The sequence below is a fragment of the Micromonospora sp. ZG13 genome, assembly GCF_059359355.1.
In genome coordinates this window covers 1-19,598 of the sequence record NZ_JCADBQ010000028.1, presented here as the reverse complement: position 1 = coordinate 19,598, position 19,598 = coordinate 1, and the positions used below count along the sequence as shown (strand labels likewise).

General features: G+C 72.1%; 16 protein-coding genes. 13 read left to right on the top strand and 3 right to left on the bottom strand.

Annotation, left to right across the window (positions count from 1 at the left end; genetic code table 11):
* Window positions 1-22 precede the first annotated feature (22 nt).
* The 10 genes from AC5L34_RS29055 to AC5L34_RS29010 all read left to right on the top strand — a co-directional run bounded on the left by AC5L34_RS29055 (window position 23) and on the right by AC5L34_RS29010 (window position 12,959).
* Entirely contained in the window at window positions 23-868 is an 846-nt protein-coding gene (locus AC5L34_RS29055; RefSeq protein WP_441178200.1) for an alpha/beta fold hydrolase, read from the top strand.
* Between the two features lie 105 nt (window positions 869-973).
* Window positions 974-1,849, top strand: coding sequence for a (3R)-3-[(carboxymethyl)amino]fatty acid oxygenase/decarboxylase (gene scoE, locus AC5L34_RS29050; protein ID WP_441178199.1), 876 nt, complete (start codon window positions 974-976; stop codon window positions 1,847-1,849).
* 92 nt (window positions 1,850-1,941) lie between these two features.
* Window positions 1,942-2,178 (top strand): phosphopantetheine-binding protein, encoded by a 237-nt coding sequence (locus tag AC5L34_RS29045; protein WP_441178198.1) that lies wholly within the window; start codon window positions 1,942-1,944, stop codon window positions 2,176-2,178.
* On the top strand, window positions 2,171-6,004 hold the full coding sequence (locus tag AC5L34_RS29040) for an amino acid adenylation domain-containing protein (protein WP_494827831.1): 3,834 nt from the start codon (window positions 2,171-2,173) through the stop codon (window positions 6,002-6,004). Before AC5L34_RS29045 ends, AC5L34_RS29040 begins: the two co-directional genes overlap by 8 nt.
* Window positions 6,001-7,482 carry an MFS transporter gene (locus tag AC5L34_RS29035; RefSeq protein WP_441178196.1) on the top strand — a complete coding sequence of 494 codons (1,482 nt, stop codon included), beginning with the start codon at window positions 6,001-6,003 and terminating at the stop codon, window positions 7,480-7,482. The genes AC5L34_RS29040 and AC5L34_RS29035 overlap by 4 nt, the downstream gene beginning before the upstream one ends.
* A complete protein-coding gene (locus tag AC5L34_RS29030) occupies window positions 7,479-8,507 on the top strand; it encodes an ABC transporter substrate-binding protein (protein WP_101414440.1) in 1,029 nt (342 codons plus the stop codon). Before AC5L34_RS29035 ends, AC5L34_RS29030 begins: the two co-directional genes overlap by 4 nt.
* A gap of 14 nt (window positions 8,508-8,521) precedes the next feature.
* The gene (locus AC5L34_RS29025) at window positions 8,522-9,613 is read left to right on the top strand and encodes a FecCD family ABC transporter permease (RefSeq protein WP_441178195.1); all 1,092 of its coding nucleotides are present in this window, start codon (window positions 8,522-8,524) and stop codon (window positions 9,611-9,613) included.
* Entirely contained in the window at window positions 9,610-10,389 is a 780-nt protein-coding gene (locus AC5L34_RS29020) for an ABC transporter ATP-binding protein (RefSeq protein WP_441178194.1), read from the top strand. The genes AC5L34_RS29025 and AC5L34_RS29020 overlap by 4 nt, the downstream gene beginning before the upstream one ends.
* Window positions 10,390-10,647: 258 nt before the next feature.
* Entirely contained in the window at window positions 10,648-11,292 is a 645-nt protein-coding gene (locus AC5L34_RS29015; RefSeq protein ID WP_441178193.1) for a sigma-70 family RNA polymerase sigma factor, read from the top strand.
* Between the two features lie 467 nt (window positions 11,293-11,759).
* Window positions 11,760-12,959 (top strand): histidine kinase, encoded by a 1,200-nt coding sequence (locus AC5L34_RS29010; protein WP_441178192.1) that lies wholly within the window; start codon window positions 11,760-11,762, stop codon window positions 12,957-12,959.
* On the opposite strand, the gene AC5L34_RS29005 is transcribed toward AC5L34_RS29010, so the two are convergent.
* From AC5L34_RS29005 to AC5L34_RS28995, 3 genes are all read right to left on the bottom strand, one after another.
* Window positions 12,855-13,451, bottom strand: a complete 597-nt coding sequence (locus AC5L34_RS29005) for a response regulator transcription factor (protein WP_441178208.1) — start codon at window positions 13,449-13,451, stop codon at window positions 12,855-12,857. The genes AC5L34_RS29010 and AC5L34_RS29005 overlap by 105 nt on opposite strands.
* Before the next feature lie 140 nt (window positions 13,452-13,591).
* Entirely contained in the window at window positions 13,592-15,061 is a 1,470-nt protein-coding gene (locus tag AC5L34_RS29000; RefSeq protein WP_441178191.1) for a SagB family peptide dehydrogenase, read from the bottom strand.
* 45 nt (window positions 15,062-15,106) lie between these two features.
* On the bottom strand, window positions 15,107-17,413 hold the full coding sequence (locus AC5L34_RS28995; RefSeq protein WP_441178190.1) for a TOMM precursor leader peptide-binding protein: 2,307 nt from the start codon (window positions 17,411-17,413) through the stop codon (window positions 15,107-15,109).
* Window positions 17,414-17,705: 292 nt separating this feature from the next.
* On the opposite strand from AC5L34_RS28995, the gene AC5L34_RS28990 reads away from it, so the two are divergent.
* From AC5L34_RS28990 to AC5L34_RS28980, 3 genes are all read left to right on the top strand, one after another.
* Complete coding sequence (locus AC5L34_RS28990) at window positions 17,706-18,731, top strand: AfsR/SARP family transcriptional regulator (RefSeq protein WP_441178189.1); 1,026 nt, start codon at window positions 17,706-17,708, stop codon at window positions 18,729-18,731.
* Between the two features lie 55 nt (window positions 18,732-18,786).
* Window positions 18,787-19,359, top strand: coding sequence for an FcoT family thioesterase (locus AC5L34_RS28985; protein WP_101414446.1), 573 nt, complete (start codon window positions 18,787-18,789; stop codon window positions 19,357-19,359).
* A gap of 36 nt (window positions 19,360-19,395) precedes the next feature.
* The coding region (locus tag AC5L34_RS28980; protein ID WP_494827825.1) for an AMP-binding protein at window positions 19,396-19,598 on the top strand (203 nt) is incomplete at its 3' end.

The window sequence follows — 19,598 nt, the reverse complement described above, 5'->3', positions numbered from 1 at the left end:
ACGGAAAGAACGGAGCCGCACCATGGCCGAGCAGAGCCGGCTCGCGGAGGACCCGCAGCTCCTTCTGCTGCACGCGGCCGGTCTCGGCCGGGCGAGCTGGGACGCCGTCGTCGAACGCATTCCGGGGTTCGCCCGGACCCTCGCGATCGACCTGCCCGGTCACGGCGGCGTGCCGGGGCTCGCGTCGGGCCGCGACGTCGTGCCGCGCCTCGCCGAGTACGTGGCGGAGCGCATCGCCGCGCTGGGGCTGCGCCGGCCGCACGTGGTCGGGCACTCGCTCGGCGGGGTGATCGCGCTCGAACTGGCGCGGCGGGTGCCCGTCGCGGCGGTGACCGCCCTGTGCAGCATCGGGTTCCGGGCGGCCTGCCACGCCTGCGTGTGCGTGGTGCGGACCCACGCGATCCTCCGGATCACCGCCGCGGTGGGGCCCCGGACGCGCGGGCGGCTGCTCGCCAGGAGCTGCGTCCGCAGGTTCGTCATGGGCAACGTGTCGGCCCGGCCCGTCGCCCTGCGGGCGGAGGCGGTCGCCGCCGACGTGACGTCGATGATCGCCAGCGACGTCTCGACGCTGTGCCGGTACGCCGGCCGCTACGCGTTCCGGGCCGCCGAGGTCGACGACACGACTCCGGTGAACCTCGTCTGGGCCGACCAGGACCGCGTCGTGCCGCTGCGCGACGCGGTCCGGGCCCGGCGGATGCTGCCGAGGGCACAGCACTTCGTCATTCCCGGCAGCGGTCACTTCGTCGTCCGCGACGACCCGGAAGGCGCGGCGGCCGTCATCTACGCCTGCCATGCCCAGCTGTGGGAACGGCAGGCCGACATTCGCGAAGGAGCCCGCGGAAATGTGAACCCACGACCTGGTAATTGACCTGGAATTTCGGCCCCGGGCACCTGTCGGGGCGGGAACTGTTGTCCGATCGGACGCGACTACTGAGGTGTCGGATTCGCGGCGCCACCGCTCAGAGGAGTGCGAATGAAAATCACCCCGCAGGCTGGAAAGAAGTTCGGCGTCATCGTGGAGGGTTTCGACGCGGAAACCGCCCCGGCGCAGGACATCGTCGAACTCAAGAAGGCCATCTACACCAACAAGATCGTGGTGCTGAAGAACCAGGACCTGTCGCCGCGACAGTTCCTGGCGCTCGGTGAGCGGCTCGGTCGGGTCGCCGAGTACTACGAGCCGGTCTACCACCACCCCGAGGTCAAGGAGGTGTTCGTCTCCTCCAACGTCAAGGAGGAGGACGGCCGCCAGGTCGGGGTGCCGAAGACCGGCAAGTTCTGGCACTCGGACTACCAGTTCATGCAGCGTCCCTTCGACATCACCCTGATCTACCCGCAGGTCGTGCCGACGAAGAACCGTGGCACGTACTTCATCAACCTCGCGACGGCGTACGAGAAGCTGACCGAGGAGCTGAAGCTGGCGGTGAAGGACACCACGGCGACGCACAGCGTGCTGCGGTACTTCAAGATCCGGCCCACCGACGTCTACCGGCCGATCTCCGAGCTCATCGAGGAGGTCAACGCGAAGACCCCGCCGGTGACGAGCCAGACCACCTTCACCCACCCGCACACCGGGGAGACGGTGCTCTACATCAGCGAGGGCTTCACCTCATCGGTGCGGGACGCGGACGGCAACGAGCAGCCGGAGCTGCTGACGGAGCTGCTGACCGCCACGGGCCAGCTCGACCGCACCTACGAGCACGAGAACATCCACCTCCAGACGTTCGAGAAGGGCGACATGCTCCTCTGGGACAACCGCACCCTGGTCCACCGCGCGCTGCACACCGCGACGCCGGAGCCGGCGGTGTCGTACCGGGTCACCGTCTACGACGACGTCGACGCGGCGGCCTAGTCCTTCATGGACGTTCGTTCCCGGGTGGGATCCGGCGGCGCCGATCGCCGGATTCCACCCGTGTCCACCTCACACACACGGGAAGGCATGACGTGGCAGATCAGTTGACGGCAACGACGATCAGGGCGGACGTCGCGGAGATGCTCTACCGCCTCCCGGACGAGACCACCGACGAGGAGAACCTGTTCGACTCCGGCCTGGACTCGATGCGGCTGATGATGCTGATGGAGCGGTGGCGCGACGCCGGCGCCGAGGTCAGCTTCGTCGAGCTGGCCGAGCAGCCGACGCTGGGGCACTGGGTGGACCTGGTGGCGGGCCGCGATGGCTGACGGGGCGCTGCGGCTGGGCGCCGCGCAGGAGGGGATCTGGACGGGCCAGCAGTTCGACCCGGACAGCTCCGCCTACAACACCGCCGAGTACGTCGAGATCCGTGGCCCGGTCGACCTGCGGCTGCTGGAGGAGGCGGTGCGCGGGACCACCGGCGAGGCCGAGGCGCTGACCATGGTGTTCGAGGAGGACGCCGACGGTCGCCCGTGGCAACGCCCCCGCGACGACGAGCCGTGGCCGGTGCACCAGGTCGACACCAGCGGCGAGGCCGACCCGCTCGCCGCCGCGCTGGCCTGGATGCGCGCGGACCTCGCGGTCGCCGTCGACCTCCGCAAGGACCTGCTGTTCTGTCACGCGATCTTCCGGCTCGGCCCCGAGCACGTGCTGTGGTACCAGCGCGCCCACCACATCGCGCTGGACGGGTACGGGCTGTCCCTCGTCGCCCGCAGGGTGGCGCAGCGCTACACCGCGCTCGTCGAGGGACGCGAACCGCCGCCCCGCACGTTCGGTTCCCTGGCCGCCGTCGTCGACGAGGACCGGGCCTACGCGGACTCGGACGCGTACGCCGCCGCGCGTGAGCACTGGACGTCCCGGGCGCGGGGCAGGCCGGCGCCGGTCGTACTCGCCCGCCGCTCCGGCAAGCTGGCCCGCAGCGTGCACCGCGTCGGCGAGGACCTCGACGCCGCCGGCATCGGCGCGTTGAAGGCGGTCGCGAAGGCCACCGGGACCACCTGGAGCGAGACGGTCATCGCGGCCTTCGCGGCGTACCTGCACCGGATGACCGGCGCCGACGAACTCACCCTCGCGCTGCCCGTCATGTCCCGCCTCGGCTCGGTGTCGCTGCGGGTGCCGTGCATGGTGACCAACGTCGTGCCGCTCTGGGTCCGCGTCGAGCCCACCGCCACGCTGGCGGACCTCGCCGCACAGGTCGGCGACGAGGTGCGGTCGGCGCGCCCGCACCTGCGCTACCGCTACGAGCAGCTGCGCCGCGATCTGCGGCTGGTCGCCAGCGAGCGCAAGCTCTTCGGGCCCTCGGTCAACATCATGCCGTTCGACTACGGCCTGCGCTTCGCCGGACTTCGCGGGCTCGTGCGCAACGTCAGCGCCGGGCTCGTCGAGGACCTCGTCGTGCACGTCTACGACCACGCCGACGGCAGCGGCCTGCGGATCGTCCTCGACGCCAACCCCAACTGCTACGACGAAGACGAACTCGCCGGCCACCTGAACCGATTCCTGGCCTTCCTGCGCCGCGCCACGCACGCCCCCGACACGCCGGTCGGGGACGTGGACCTGCTCCTCGACGGCGAGCGCCGGCTGCTGCTGGAGGAGTGGAACGACACGGCGAAGCCCCTGCCGGCGGTCACCGTACCCGCGCTGTTCGCCGCGCAGGCCGCCGCGACGCCGGACCGGACGGCGCTGGTGGCCGGCGATGCCACGCTGACCTTCGCCGAACTGGACCGCCTCGCCGACCGCCTCGCCGCCCTGCTCGTCGCCCGGGGGGCCGGCCCCGACCGGTACGTCGCGCTGCTGCTGCCGCGCACCTCGGAGTCGATCGTGGCGCTGCTGGCCGTGCTCAAGGCGGGCGCGGCCTACGTGCCCGTCGACCCGGACCTGCCCGCCCGGCGCGTCGCGGCGATGCTCGCGGACAGCGCGCCCGTCGCGGTGGTCAGCACCGTGGCGCTCTGGGCCGGGCACCGCGACACCGACGTACCGGTCCTGCTGCTGGACGCCCCCGCGACCGCCGCGGAGCTGGCCGGTACGGCCGACGCGCCCGTCCCGGACACCGGTCTCGCGCCGCGGCACGCGGCCTGCCTCATCTACACGTCCGGCTCCACCGGCGTGCCCAAGGGCGTCGTGGTCGAGCACGGCGGCCTGGTCAACCTCTTCCACCACCACCGCGACACGATGATCCGCCCGGAGTCCGCCGGCCGGGTGCGGCGGGCCGCGCTCTCCGCGTCGCTGTCCTTCGACACCTCGTGGGAGGGGCTGCTGTGGCTGCTCGACGGCCACGAGCTGCACTTCGTCGACGACGACCGGCGCCGCGACCCGGCCGCGATGCTCGACTACATCGACCGGCACGGGATCGACTTCATGGACATCACCCCCACGTACGCCGAGGAGCTGGTGGCCAACGGGTTCCTCGACGCCGGCCGGCACCGGCCCGCCGTGCTCGCGCTCGGCGGCGAGGCCACCGGCCCCGCGCTCTGGACGGCGCTGCGCGACGCCGGCATGAGCGTCTACAACCTGTACGGCCCCACCGAGTGCACGGTCGACACCCTCTGGTGCCGGCTCGCCGAGAGCGCCGAGCCGATCGTGGGCAGGCCGCTCACCAACACCAGGGCGTACGTGCTGGACCCGGCGCGCGGGCTGGTGCCGCCCGGCACGGTCGGCGAGCTGTACTTCGCCGGCGCCCCGGTCGCCCGTGGCTACCACGAGCGTCCGGAGCAGACCGCGCAGCGGTTCGTCGAGGACCCGTTCGGGGCCCCGGGTGGCCGCATGTACCGCACCGGCGACCTCGCCCGCTGGCGGCCCGACGGCACGCTGGAGTTCCTCGGGCGCGCGGACGACCAGGTCAAGATCCGGGGCTTCCGCATCGAGCCGGGGGAGATCGAGGCGGTGCTGCTCGCCCACCCCGACGTCGCCCAGGCGGCGGTGGTGCCCCGCGAGGACGCGCCGGGCCAGCTGCGGCTCGTCGGCTACGTCGTGCCGGCGGGCGACGCCGCGCCGGAGCCCGCCGCGCTGCGGCAGTTCGTGGCGCAGCGGCTGCCCGACTACATGGTGCCGCCCGCGTTCGTCGCGCTGGCGGCGATCCCCCGGACCACGAACGGCAAGCTCGACCGCGCGGCGCTGCCCGCGCCGGACCTGACCGCGACGGTCGGCGGCCGCGCGCCGCGCGACCAACGCGAGACGGTGCTGTGCGGCCTCTTCGCCGACCTGCTCGGCCTGCCGGAGGTGGGCATCGACGACGACTTCTTCTCGCTCGGCGGGCACTCCCTGCTCGTCGCCCGGCTCATGGGCCGGGTGCGCGCGGAGTTCGGCGTGGAGATCAGCATCCGGACGGTGTTCGAGGCGCCGACCGTCGCGAGGCTCGCGCCGGCGCTCGCCACGGACACCGGCGACGGCTCGACGGAGGTGCTGCTCCCGTTGCGTACGCGGGGGAGCGGGCCGCCGCTGTTCTGCGTCGCGCCGGCCACCGGGCTGGCGTGGTCGTACGCCGCGCTGCTGGCGAGCCTGCCCGACCGCCCGGTGTACGGGCTCCAGTCGGTCGCCGCCGGTGGGTGCGCGAGCGTCGCCGAGCTGGCCGCCGACCACGTACGGCGCATCCGGGAGGTCCAGCCCGACGGGCCGTACCACCTGCTCGGCGCGTCGTTCGGCGGGCTGGTGGCCCACGAGATGGCCACGCAGCTCACGGAGTCGGGCGGGTCGGTGGCCCTGCTGGCGCTGCTCGACTCGTACCCGGTGCCGGCCGCCTGGCGGGAGCTGCCGCCGCCCGGCGAGCACGACGCGGCCGCCGCCGTGCTCGGGCAGGCCGCGCTGGGCGGCCTCGACGAGCCGCGGCGTCGCCTCGCGTACGACGCCTTCGCCCGCAACTCGCGGCTCATCGCCGACTGGACGCCCCGCCGCCTCACCGGCGACGTGCTGGTCGTCGAGGCGACCGACAGCAAGACACCGGACTGGCCCGGACCGGCGAGCTGGGAGCCACACGTCGACGGGCGGATCGACGTGCACCGGCTGGACTGCACCCACGACGGGATGCTCGCCGCCGGCCCCCTGGCGCGGATCGGCGCCGTCCTCGCACCTGTCGACGACCTTCGGAGGGCAGCATGAGCGAACGACGCGAGTGGCTCGGACTCGGCGCGGTCCTCGCCGCGACGTTCATGACCCAGGTGGACGGGTTCGTGGTCAACGTGGCCAGCCCGTCCATCCAGCGCGACCTCGACGCGGGCTTCGACCAGATCCAGTTCGTCGGCGCGGCGTACGTGATCGCGTTCGGGGCCCTGATGGTCACCGGCGCCCGGCTCGGCGACCGGCTGGGGCACCGCACCGTGTTCCTCTGGGGCGTCGCCGGCTTCACCGTCACCTCGCTGCTGTGCGGGATCGCGCCGGACGCCGACCTGCTCATCGTGGCCCGCTTCCTACAGGGCGCCACGGCGGCGTTCATGGCACCCCAGGTGCTCGCGATCATCCGGGCCACGATGCAGGACCCGGATCGGCTGGCGAGGGCCATCAGCGTCTACGGCGTCGTCATCGGCCTGGGCGTGATCAGCGGCATCGCGGGCGGCGGGCTCATCGTCGAGGCCGACATCTTCGGCCTCGGCTGGCGGCCGGCGCTGCTGGTCAACGTGCCCGTCGGGATCGTCATCCTGGCGCTGGGCGGCGTCCTGCCGCGTACCGTGCCGAAGGCGCCGCACCGCCTCGACCTCGCGGGCGCGGCGCTCACCATCGTGGCGGCTCCCGCCCTGCTCGTGCCCCTGGTCTTCGGGCCGGGCGGCCCGGCGTGGCTCTGGCTCGGGGTGCCCATCGCGCTCGTCGTGGCCGTCGTGCTCGTCAACCAGCAGCGGCGCCTGCACCGCGAGGGCGGCGAGCCGCTGTTCCCGCCGCGGGTCGTCACCGCCCCGGGGATGCGGCTCTCCCTGCTGACGGTGCTGGCGCTGTTCGCCACGAACTCGGGGCTCTTCCTCGTGTTCACCTACTACCTCCAGACCGGGCTGCGGTTCACGCCGCTCACGGCGGCGCTGATGTTCGTGCCGCTCGGCATCGGCTTCTCGCTGGGCTCCGCGGCGAGCCGCCGGGTGGGACGCCTGGTCCCGGCACCGACCCCGGCCGTGGGCTGCGGCCTGCTCGCCGCCGTCCTGCTGGCCAGCGCGGCCGTCGTCCAGGCGCCCGAGTCCGCGCAGGCACCCATGCTCGTCGCGGTGGTCACGCTGGCCGGCTTCGGGCAGGGGCTGGTCGTCTCGCCGCTGGTGGCCGGGATCCTCGGCCGGGTCCGGCCCGCCGAGGCGGGCGCGGCGTCCGGCATGGCGACCACCGTGACCCAGTTCGGCCTCGCCCTCGGGGTCGCGGTCGCCGGCGTCTGGTACCGCACCGTGCTCGGCGCGACGCCCGGCGACCCCGGCGTGCCCTTCGCCGACCACGCGACGGCCTTCGCGGCCACCGCGCTCCTGCTCGCGGCCTCCGCGACCTGCGCCGGCCTGGTCAGTGTCCGTCTGCACCACCTGCCCAAGCCCACTGCCGCGGCAGCGGAACCGGAAGGGGCGGCGGCGCCGACGCCCGTCGCCACGTCAACTGCTCGGAGGACCGGATGAAACTCAAGCGATTCCCCCTCGCGGCGGCGGTCGCCGCCCTGCTGTTCTCGACGGCCTGCACGGCGGCCAGGAGCGAGGCCGAACTGTCGAACGAGCCGCCGAAGGCGGGCTACCCGGTGACGATCACCAACTGCGGCAAGTCGTACACCTACAAGCAGGCGCCGAGCCGGGTGGTCGTGATGAACGGCGGGTCGGTGGCGGAGGTCTCCGCGCTGCTGGAACTCGGCGTCGCCGACCGGATCGTGGCGAACGCGCAGTCCTACGGCGCCTCCGAGGTGGACGGCCGGGTCGACGCGATCAAGCAACTGCCGTCGGGGAACATCAAGCTCAACGACATGTCGGACATCCCGCGCGAGGCCATGATCGGGCTGACGCCCGACTTCGTGATCTCCACGTACGACGGGGGCTTCCGCGCCGAGGCGGGCTTCGCCACCCGCGACGACCTCGCGGCGGTGGGGGCCAACACGTACGCCCCGAAGAGCTCGTGCGGCGAAGTCGGCACGGTCACGGGCAAGCCGACCATCGAGGACAGCTACGCGATGCTGCGCGACCTCGGGGCGATCTTCGGGGTGTCGGAGCGCGCCGAGAAGGTCATCGCCGACTCCCAGGCGCGGATCGCGGCCGTCGGGGCGAAGACCGCGAACCTGCCGAAGCAGAACGTCATGATGATCATCCCGGGCATGGCGATGGGCGGCGAGTTCAGCTCCGTCGGGGGCAACGGGCTCTGGAACGACGTCATGGCCAAGGCCGGGGCGGTGAACGCCTTCGAGGGCGCCACGGACCAGACGTTCGCCAACCTCTCCCGCGAACAGGTCGCCAAGGCCGACGTGGACACCCTGCTCGTGGTCAACTACATGTCCAAGGACCCGGACGCGGACGCGCAGAAGCTGCTCGCCCAGTTCCCGCAGTGGGACGCCGCGAAGAACAAGCGCTACGTGGTGCTCTCCGACTCGGTCTTCCTCGGCCCGAGCAACCACCTCGCGGTCGAGAAGATCGCCCAGGCCGCCCACCCCGAGGCGTTCTGAGCGCCATGACCACGATGTCACGTTCCGTGAAGGGCCGGGCGACGGCCGCGCCGAAAGGCACCGCCGCCCGCCCGGCCCCACTGCACGGCGCGCCCCTTCCGCTGTGTCTGCTCGTGCTCGGCGTACTGCTGGTCGTGCTGGTCCTCGTCGCGGCGGCCGTCGGGTCGGTGCAGGTCTCCGTCGGTGACACCGGCCGGATCGTCTGGGCGCACCTGACCGGTTCGACCGCCGACGTGGACCCGGCCCACGACCAGATCGTCTGGACCTTCCGGATCCCCCGGGTGCTGCTGGCGGCGCTCTGCGGCGCTGGGCTCGCGGTGGCGGGCGTCGTGTTGCAGGCCCTCGTGGCCAACCCGCTCGCCGACCCCTTCATCCTCGGGGTGTCGGCGGGCGGCTCGGTCGGCGCCGTCACCGTCATGGCGCTGGGCGCGGGCGCGGCCGGCGGCCTCGGGGTGTCGGGCGCGGCGTTCGTCGGCGCGATGCTGGCGGTGGCGCTGGTCTTCACCCTCGGGCAGCAGCAGGGCCGGCTCAACCCGGTCCGGCTCGTGCTCGCGGGGGTCGCGATCAGCTACGTGTTCACCTCGATCACGAGCCTGCTCCAGTTGCAGACGACGCCCAACAACATGCGCCAGATCATGTTCTGGCTGCTCGGCAGCGTCGCGGGCGCCCGCTGGGAGCAACTCCAGGTCGCGGGCGTGGTCGTCCTCGCGGTGACCCTGCTGCTGACCCTGTACGCCCGGCAGTTCAACGCGCTCGTCACCGGCGACGAGTCGGCGACCGCCCTGGGGATCGACGTCAAGCGGCTGCGGATCGTGGCGATCGTCCTGACGTCGCTGCTCGCGGGCGTGCTCATCGCCGTGGCCGGGGGCATCGGCTTCGTCGGGTTGATGGTGCCGCACCTGGTGCGGCTCGCGTTCGGCGTGGACCACCGCCGGGTCCTGCCCCTCGCCGCGCTCGTCGGCGCGGTCTACCTCGTGATCGTCGACCTGCTGTGCCGGACGGTCGATCCGCCGAACGAGCTGCCCCTCAACATCCTGACCGCCCTCTTCGGCGCACCGTTCTTCATCTGGCTGATGCGCCGGGATAGGAGCCTGTCCCACTCATGAAGCTTCAGGTGCAGCAGGTGTGTGTCTCCATCGGCGCCACGCCGATCCTCCGCGACGTCAGCATGGAGGTCGCGCCCGGCGAGGTCGTCGGCCTGATCGGTCCCAACGGGAGCGGCAAGTCCACGCTCCTGCGGACCATCTACCGGTCGGTCCGGCCCGCCGGCGGGCAGGTGCTGCTCGGCGAGGAGGACGTCTGGTCGTTGTCGGCGCGGGCGGCCGCGCGGCGCACCGCCGCCGTGTTGCAGAACAGCCCCACCCCGCCGGGGCTGACCGTGCGGGAGGTCGCCGCGCTGGGCCGTACGCCGCACAAGGGGGTGTTCGCCCGCGAGACGACCGATGACCACGACATCGTCGCCGACGCGCTGGAGCGCACCGGCATGCTGGGGCACGCGGAGCGGATCTACGGCTCGCTGTCGGGCGGCGAGCGGCAGCGCGTGCTGCTCGCCCGGGCGCTCGCCCAGCAGCCGCAGCTGCTGGTGCTCGACGAGCCGACCAACCACCTGGACATCCGGGCCCGTTTCGAGCTGTTGGAACTGGTGCACACGCTGGCGGTCACCACGCTGGCGGTGCTGCACGACCTGGACCTCGCGGTGCGCAGCTGCGACCGCCTCGTCGTGCTGGACCGCGGGCAGGTGGTCGCGTCCGGGCCGGTGCTGGAGGCGCTCACGCCCCAGGTGCTCTCCGGGGTCTTCGGGGTCACCGCCGAGACGGAACGTCACGACGACGGGGTCGTCCGCGTCACGTACGGTGCCCGGCCGCTGGCCCGGGCCGGCTGAGTCGAGGGGTCGGCGGACGCGTCCGCGCCGCGGTGTGCGGCGGCGCGCAGGTGGGGTCGTCGTCGGGCGTACGTCCGACGGCGGCCCCGTCGCCGTGTCTGCCCGCGCCCGTGCGCAGCCGTCCCGCCCGCGCGATCCCCGCCATGCGAAGCACCCTGGTCAGATGGTTCCAACGAATTCTGGTTCCCGGCGATGAGGTCGGCTGGACTACCACTGGAAGCCGTTCTTCCCCGCATTCGGGACCGATAACGTGAATACATGTCGGAGTCACTGGGAGAAAGCGCGGTAACGGCTCTGGTCCTGGCCGTCGGGCGGGGCGACCGTTCCGCGGGGGACCCGCTCGTCCGCAGCACGCAGCGTGACATCTGGCGCTTCCTGGTCTACCTGGTGGGGCACGCCGACGCCGAGGACCTGACGCAGGAGACGTTCGTACGCGCGCTGAGCAGCGCGCACCAGTTCACCGGGCGCCACCACGCGCGGGCCTGGCTGCTGGCCATCGCGCGGCACGTGGCCGCCGACCACTTCCGCGCTGCCGCGTGCCGGCCCCGGACCGTGTCCGTCCCGGACTGGCAGGCCAGCGCGGAGCGGTCGCGGGCCCACCACCTGCCCGGCCCGGACGACACGGTCGCGCTCAACCTCGCGGTGCGTACGCTGCCCGCGGCCCGCCGCGCCGCGTTCGTACTGACCCAGGTGGTCGGCCTCGGATACGCGGAGGCGGCCGAGTTGTGCGGCTGCCCCGTGGGCACGATCCGCTCCCGCGTCGCGCGGGCCCGCCGCGACCTCGCGTCGGTGCTGGCACCGGCTCCGCGACCGCGTCCGGCGCTGCCCCGGCGGCCCGCGGTGGTCACCGCGTCAAATGTCCCGACTAGAGGATATGACGTGACGGTGGCAAATGTTCCCTAGCATCGATTAGGACCCTTTCGCGCTGCCGTGGGTAGGGGTGAGTGCTTGACGATCGTCATTTTTTTGTGGAAGGGTCGACCCTCAAGGGGGAAGGTGTCCGTAGGGGCACATCGCAATTCGCGGTCGGGAATCTGTTCAAAAACGTTTGCGTTGCGTAACAACTCTGTGGGCTTTGGGCGCCGGGTGGGCGTCCGCTCGCCCGCACGGGCTCGCGCGGGCTGACGAGGACCATTCCCGCCGTCGGGTCGATCACTGGGGAGAGTGTGCCGTGGTTGTTGGACCGACGCCCGCCAGCGGGCATCGCGGTCGGCGGGGGGCCGGCCGAACGAGGTACGGGGCGAGTTGGCCTCGGGACGTACACCGGCTGCGCTAGAGCACACGAGAGCGCTGCTGCCGTGAACCTCACCGTCACATCAGGGCGCTCATTATCGCGAGGGGCCGCGCCGCTACCGGCGCCGCGTCTCGCGATGGGCGTCGTCACCGCCGTCTTCGCCAGCATCAGTCTCATCGGCTTCCTCCACGTCATGTTCCTGCCGGTCGGCCCGGTCGCCATCGCGCTGTCGTTCACGTGCATCGCCGCCCTGATGGCCATGCAGCTGCTGTGGTACGGCCGGGACCACGGGCGCCTCCGGTCGCCGTTGGGCTTCGGCCTCCTGGCGGCCCAGGCGGCGCTGGTCTACCTGCCGATCCTGATCTTCGGCCAGGCGTGGGTCGGCATGCCGGGCTTCCTGGCCGGCAGCGTGCTGCTCGTGCTGCGGGCCATCCCGGCCTGGACGGCCTTCTCCTTCATCGTGCTGTCGATGGCCCTCGCCCAGTGGCTGTTCACCCGCGCGCCGATCGACATGCTCTACACCGCGATCTCCACCGTCACGACGGGGCTCGTGGTGTACGGGCTGTCCCGGCTGACCGCGCTCGTCGTCGAGGTGCAGGAGAGCCGCGCGGAGATCGCGCGCATGGCGGTGCTGCGCGAGCGGCTGCGCTTCGCCCGCGACCTGCACGACCTGCTGGGCTACAGCCTCTCCGCGATCTCGCTCAAGATCGAGCTGGTGCACCGGCTGATGGAGAAGTCCCCGCAGGAGGCGAGCGACCACCTGCTGGAGATCCTGGAGATATCGCGGGTCGCCCTCTCCGACGCGCGGACCGTCGCCAGCGGCTACCGCGAACTGTCGCTGGAGGAGGAGTGCCGCTCCGCCGTGTCGGTGCTCAGCGCCGCGGACATCCAGGTGCGGCTGGACAGCGACCACCTCGACCTGCCGGTCCAGGTGAGCACGGTGCTCGCCACGGTGCTGCGGGAGGGGGTCACCAACATCCTGCGGCACAGCAAGGCCAGGCGCTGTGACATCACCATCCGCCAGACGCAGGACGACGCCTGGATCGAGATCGTCAACGACGACCTGGCCGTCGGGCCGCCCAGGGATCCGAGCAGCGGCCGCAACGGCCTGCGCAACCTGTCCGTACGCGCCCAGGAGATCGGCGGATCGCTGACGGTCGAGCAGCAGCCGGACCGGTTCCGGCTGCACGCCGAGGTGCCGCTGCGCCAGGAGCGTCACCAGCCGTCCCGGTCACAGCCAGCCGGCCTCCCGGGCGAGGCGGATGGCGTCGACGCGGTTGCGCGCGGCGAGCTTGTTGACGATCGTCGTGAGGTAGTTGCGGACGGTCCCGACTGACAGGAACATCTGGGCCGCGATGTCGACGGCCTGGAGCCCTTCCGCGGTGAGGCGCAGGACCTCGGTCTCGCGCGCCGTGAGCGGGCACTCGGCGCTGTCCCAGGCCGACATCGCGAGCTGACTGTCGACGACCCGGCGGCCGGCGGCGACGCTGCGGATCGCGTCGACCAGCTGCTCGGTCGGGGCGTCCTTCAGCAGGAAGCCGGTCGCCTTGGCCGACAGCGCCCGGCGCAGGGTGCCGGGCCGGCCGAGCGCGGTCAGGACCAGGGTGCGGATCTCCGGCAGGTGGGCCTGGATGTCGCCGATCGCGGAGAGCCCGTCCTTGCCCGGCAGGTCGATGTCGATGACCGCGACGTCGGGCCGGAACCGCTGCGCCATGGGCAGGATCTCCGTGCCCGAGGCGACCGCGGCGACGACCTCGATGTCCGGCTCGAGGTTGAGCAACGCGACCAGCGCATCGCGGACCATGTGCATGTCCTCGGCCAACAACACCTTGATCAACTTGGCATCCCCTGTCGGGCCGGCGCAATTAACCCCGTTCTATCACGCGTCCGCACGTATCATGAATGCTCTTTTTCCGCGCCTTCGCGTGAACTGCTGCAAAGCCATTTACCATAGGCCGATCGGCTCATTTACATTCCGTGTACGCCCAGATACTCCTCGTTACAGGAAATGTCGTTTTCGGGTAGTCCGATGGCGAATTCGCCGACTCCGACCTCCGCCGGCCAGTCGAGCCCGAACGCCGACGCGGAAACCCTGGCGTCGCCCATGGTGAGGGCGCTCGTGGCGAGGCCGAGCATCGTCGCCACGAGGCAGAGCGTCTGCTGGAGCATGCCGACGTGCTTCAGGGTGGTGGCGTAGGAGATGCTGTCGTACACCCAGGAGAGTCGTCCCACGCGCGCCGTCATGGTGATCAGCACCGGTGGAGGCCGCCGGCCGCCGATCGACACGCGCGCGTTGTCGAGCAGCTCGTCGACGTCGGCCGGGGTGGCGTTGACGAGCGTCAGCGCGTGCTCGGCCGGGCTGTAGTGGTAGATGCCGCGCCGCAGGTCCGGCGAGCGGTCCACCGTCAGGTACAGCTCCAGCTCGTACAGCGAACCCGCGCTGGGGTACGGACGCCGCGTCACCGTGTACCGCACGTTGTCGGGCGCGGTGGCCGTGGCCTGCATCCGGACCCGCGCCGCGTGGAACAGCAGCTCCCCGAGCTCCCGGGCGGACGGAGCCGCGTCCGCGAACGTCCGCACGGAGCGGCGGCCGTCGATGGCCTCGGTGAGGGTCATCCCGTGCGGGACCGACGCGGGCGGGCGGTACATCGGGATCCGCGGCCCGTCGGGCGCCGGCTTCGCGGCGGCCGGCGGCGGCAGGGTCGCGACGTGCCGGAACGTCGCGCCGGCGGGCTCGTCGTGGGTGCCGAGCCGGCTGCGCGAATGGAACAACAGGTCGTACGGCGACCAGAGCAGCAGCGTGGGATCGGTGTCCTCGCGGAACACCGACGTGCCGTCCTCGCCGAGGACGACCATGCCCGCGCCGGCGAGGTGGGCGACGACGTCGGCCACGACCGGCAGCGCCAGGTCGACCCTCCGCGCGACCTCCACGATGGTGGTCGCGCGGGGAAGCGCGCCCAGCACCAGCGCCGCCTGCGGCCGGTGCAGCACCACCCGGTGGTGCGACAGCGGGGACTCGATCACCAGCTCGCCGTCGCGCTGGTGCGCGAACGCGAACCGGGACAGCCGCAACGGCCGGTCCCCGGCCACCTCCGGCAGCTCCAGCACCCCCAGCGGGGACACCGGCTGCACGGACAGCAGCGGCACCGGCGAGTCCCGCGAGCCGAGGGAGCGGACTATCCGGCCCGGCAGCCGGTCGAAGACCGACCTGAGGGCACGCGCGTCCAACCCGGCGACGTTGCCGAGCGCGACCGGCCCGTACGTCATCCGGTGCAGGACCTCCTCGACCGAGGGCGCGGGACGGCCCACCGGGACGTCGCCCCAGCGGCTGAGGACCGTCAGACCGCCGTCCTCAGCCGTCTCGATGGTCACGTCGTCCCGGAAGGACCACAGCGACAGGCTCGGTCCGGGGCGGGAGGTGTCGGCGTCGGATGGCAACCTGGCTCCTCGACGGGCGTGGCGGTGACGCCGCGTGCGCCCGCTCTACACGAAAAGTGGTATCGGGTTGAGGTTCTCGTACTCCGTGGGACGGTCGAGCCTGCCGAGCTGCACCGGGACGTCGAAGAGCCGGCCCGGCGCGAACCTCGCCCAGAAGCCGCGCATCCCCGGCACGATGGCCTTCACCACGGGGAGCCCGACGTCCGGACGGGTCTGGTCGAGCACGAGCACGTCGAGCCCCAGCGCCTCCAGCCTGTGCTGCACCGAGCGGACGTCCGACAGCAGGTCGTCCGTCGGGGCGTGGCGGTAGTCGGTGAGCCGGCGCGCCGGCACCGCCGGATCGGGCCGCAGGTAGGCGTCCCCGGCCCAGGTGGCGGTGCGCCACCACCGTACGGCGTCGGGATCGGACCAGCCGTACCCGCCGTCGTCGTCGCCGCCGACCTCCGCCACGGTCGGCATCAACTGGTTCATCTCGGTGAGCGCGCGGACCAAGGCCGCACGCGGATCCGGGTGCGCCCCGAATCCGAACATGATGTCCTCGCACCGCTTGTCGGTGCGCCGGGACAGCGCGGCCATGGTGGGTATGCCCACGTCCGACGACACGTCGAGGACCCAGACCTCGCGGTGCAGGCCCGCGTAGACCTCGCGCAGCTCGTCGATCCAGCGGTCGCCGAAGCTGTCCAGGTCGACCGCGGGAGCCTGGGTGCGGTTGTACCACCACAGGGCCACCGCGTCGCGTTCCACCAGCTCCAGCAGGCCCTGGAGGAGGGCGTCCTCCAGGCTGCTGCCGGCGGCGTTGCCGTTGGAGTCCGCGCACAGCGACGCGCCGCCGTGCTCCTCCGGCACGTTGAAGTAGAGCATCGAGGTGGGCAGCAGCCGGTGCCGCTGCCCGGTGAGCGACCACACCGGCGTCCAGCTCGTCACGGCGGCGTCGTCGAACGGCGCGCAGACGTACTGGAACGGCGAGCAGGTGGCGTTCCAGCGGGCCCGGTCGGCGTACTGGCGCTCGTCGAACAGCAGGCACTCGTCGGGGTGGATGGCGGTGCCGGCCAGCTCGGCGTAGCTGCCCGTGACGCGGGCCTCGTCGCCGTGGAAGTAGGCGCTGTGCCGCTCGACGGCCTCGCAGAGCGCGCTCACCTCGGCGTGCAGGGGGGTGACGCCCTTGCCACCGTTCTCGGCACGCAGCGCGAAGCGCATCTGCTCGGCGTTCCTGCGCGTCGTCATCGCCAGGTTCGGTCCGGAGCGGAACGAGTTGAGGAAGGCCGGGCCCCGCCCGTCGCGGCTGATCTCCTTGACCACGCCGCTGACCGGGCTCACCAGGTGCCCGTAGTCCTGCAGCACCCGCTCCGGGGGCAGGGCGCGGTGGCTGCCGCCGGAGCGCGACGCCTTCGGCCGGCTGCGCAGCGGCACCGGGCGGAAGGCCCGGTCGCGCTCGATGCCGGGATCGCCGCACTCCGGGCACTGCGGCCGCGCGCGCACCTCGTGGTGGGTGCCGTGCATCGTGAGGCTGTCGAGCGTCCACACCGCGCGCTGCCCGTCGTGGCGGAGACCGGCCGTCCACTTGGTGGCCTCCAGCGCCACCAGGTGCAGGGCGGCGGCGCCGAGCGGGGGCAGCGACACGGGGGGAGCGGTGACCTCCGTGCCGGGCCCGGCGACGGCGCGCAGGCGCGTCTCGGCCTGACGGTGCCCGCGTAGCCGGTGCGCCAGGCAGTGCCAGCACGCGGTCGCGGCGGCGGGGTCGAACACCGGCCCCACCCACACCTGTGCGCCGCCGGGCTTCGCGAGGAGCCAGGGCCGGCGCGCGGCGCGATGCGCGGCGTCGACGGCCGCCAGCCCCTCGTCGAGATAGTCCGCACAGAGCACAATCGATAAGTCGGCGGGGGAGCCCGAATAGTTCCCGGAAACCTGGGTCACCGTCAATCCTGCCGCCCGCAGCGCGGTTTCTGCCGCCCCGGCGCCCACCGGGTCGCCGCCGACGTGGACGAGCTCCACCCGGGCGGCGGCCGTGGCCCGTACGGCCGCGGTGGCGTCCAGGCCCGCCGCCTCCCAGTACGCGAGCGCGGGCTCCCCGGCGGTCGCCTGCGCCGCGGGCCGCAACGTGACCAGGCCGGCGTCGACGAGCCGCCGGACGACCGTGCCGATCTCGGCCGACGAGATCCCGGGTGGACTGTCCCGGACGAGTTCGGCGAGACCACGGGTGCCGTCGAGCAGCGGCGCCAGGGCCTCCACGTGTGCGCCGCTGACCGAGGTGGCACCGCGCTCGGAGAGCACGTAGACGGCGTCTCCGCGTACGACGTGGGTCCTCAGGTGTCGTCTGAACCCGACCCGAAGCTGCGCGTCCCCATCCGACATGGCTGCCCCCTGCTCGACCAGCACCACTCCAGCGGCGCTCCAGCGTGCCTCCAGTCAGCCTCCCGGCGGCGCGGGCTGCGGGCAAGTGCCGCCGTCACAGGGTGGCCCCTCGTTTGGTCACGTCGGTCCATGACGCGGTCACTATCGGCTCGACCCTCGCTGGGAATAGCGTGGAAGCCTGTCCTGACTCCCCCTGGTCGGAATCGTCGCTCCCGTCGCGGATCCAGTACGCCGACGCCACTCGTCGGCGGTGGAAAGTGCGGTGGATCCGATTGATAGCGAGGTCGGCGAAATGGTTACCAAGTTTGCGGAACTGGGTTCGATGTCGCACGAGGAGAAACTGACACTCCTCGCCGCGTTGCTGGAGTCGGCGACCGGCCCCGCACCGGGGACCGGGCGTAGCCCCGACCTGCCACCGGCCGCACCGCCGGCGCGTCGGCCGGCGGAGAATCCGCTCGCCGGCGTGCGGTTCGAGCTGCTCGGCCCGCTCGTCATCCGGTACGACGGGGTGGACATCGCGCCCAGCGCGCCGAAGCTGCGGCTGGTCCTGTCCGCGTTGCTGTTCAACGCGAACCAGCCGGTCGGCGCGTCGGTGCTCGTCCGGGAGCTGTGGAGCTCGGGGGCGCCGCGCACCGCGCACGCCACCCTCCAGACGTACATGTTCAAGGTGCGCAAGCTCTTCCGGGGGGTGCTCGGCGGGTCCGTCGAGGACGTCGCGCGGGAGGTCCTGCTCACCTGCTCCGGGGGCTACACCCTGCGGGTGGACCCGAAGCAGCTCGACATCTTCGAGTTCGACGACCTGGTCACGGCGGGCACCGCGGCGATGCGCGCGGGAGACTACGAGCAGGCGGGAGCGCACCTGCGCCGGTCGCTGGCGCTGTGGCGCGGCAACGTCGTGCACCAGGGCCAGTGGGGCCCGCAGCTGCGCGCCCAGGCGGCGCGGCTGGAGGAGCGCCGGTTCTACGCGTACATGACCAGGATCGACGCCGACCTGTGCCTGGGCCGGCACCGGGAGACGACCTCCGAACTCGCGTCGCTGGTCGTCGAGCACCCGCTGCACGAGTCGGCGCACGCGATGCTGATGCTCGCGCTGCACCGCTCCGGCCGTACGCCGGCGGCGCTGGAGGTCTACCGGCGGTTCCGGCGACGGATGCTGGGCGAACTCGGCATCGAGCCCTCGGAACGGATCCAGGCGATGCACCTGGCCCTGCTGTCGACCGAACCACTGCTCACCGACCTGTCGCTCACCTCCGACATGCTGCTGGACCGATTGGTCGGCCGGGCCCGCGCGGCCAGTTCTTCCACTGTTACCGGGTGATGGACACGCGCCGATTACGTTCAATTTCGCACTCGTGCGCAAAGGAGGAATAGCGATGACAACATCGCCGGTCAAGAACAGCGCGCCGATCGGGCGGGCGACATTTGCCAACGACCCGGTACTGCTGGCGGACGTCCTGCGTCCGTACGCCGGTGCGAAGACCCAGTACCTGAAGTCCGCGACTCTCACCGCGGCCAACGGGCTGGCGAGCGCGCAGGGCGAGTTCGCCATCCCGTACCCGTGCTACATCGACGACACCGGTCACCTCAACTCCGTCGAGGTGAACATCTGCTTCAACCAGCTCTACTACTACCTGGTCGCCAAGAGTGTCCAGGAGCAGGCCGTCCCCGCGCTGTCGGCGTGGACGATGGACGACTACTGGGCCAAACAGCTCCCGGACATGCTCATCACGCACTTCTCCAGCAAGTTCCGGCGGCCGATCGACTCGTCGTCGTTCCGGGGCGAGGTGGTCTTCGCGGAGTTCAGCGAGCGCAACCGCAGCAAGCCGGTCCAGATCATCGACATGCCCTGGCGCTTCTGGGACGACAACGGCGGCATCGCCGAGGGCGAGGTGCGGATGGCTCTGGTCAACCCGCCCGGTATGCGTCTCGCGGCTGACGCGGCGTGAGTCGCCCCCATCCGTACGCCCACTGAGGAGGACCCGGTGACTGTTCAGTTGCGCACGCTCGTCGACGTGGCGCGCAGGCACGCCGCCCAGCAGCCGGACGCCGTCGCCATGATCTGCGAGGGCCGGCGCGTCGACTACGCCACCCTGCATCGTGTCAGCAACCAGGTGGCGCGTGGTCTCCAGGCGGCGGGGTTGCGTCCTGGTGACCGTATCGCCTGGTTGGGCAGGGAGTCCGAGCA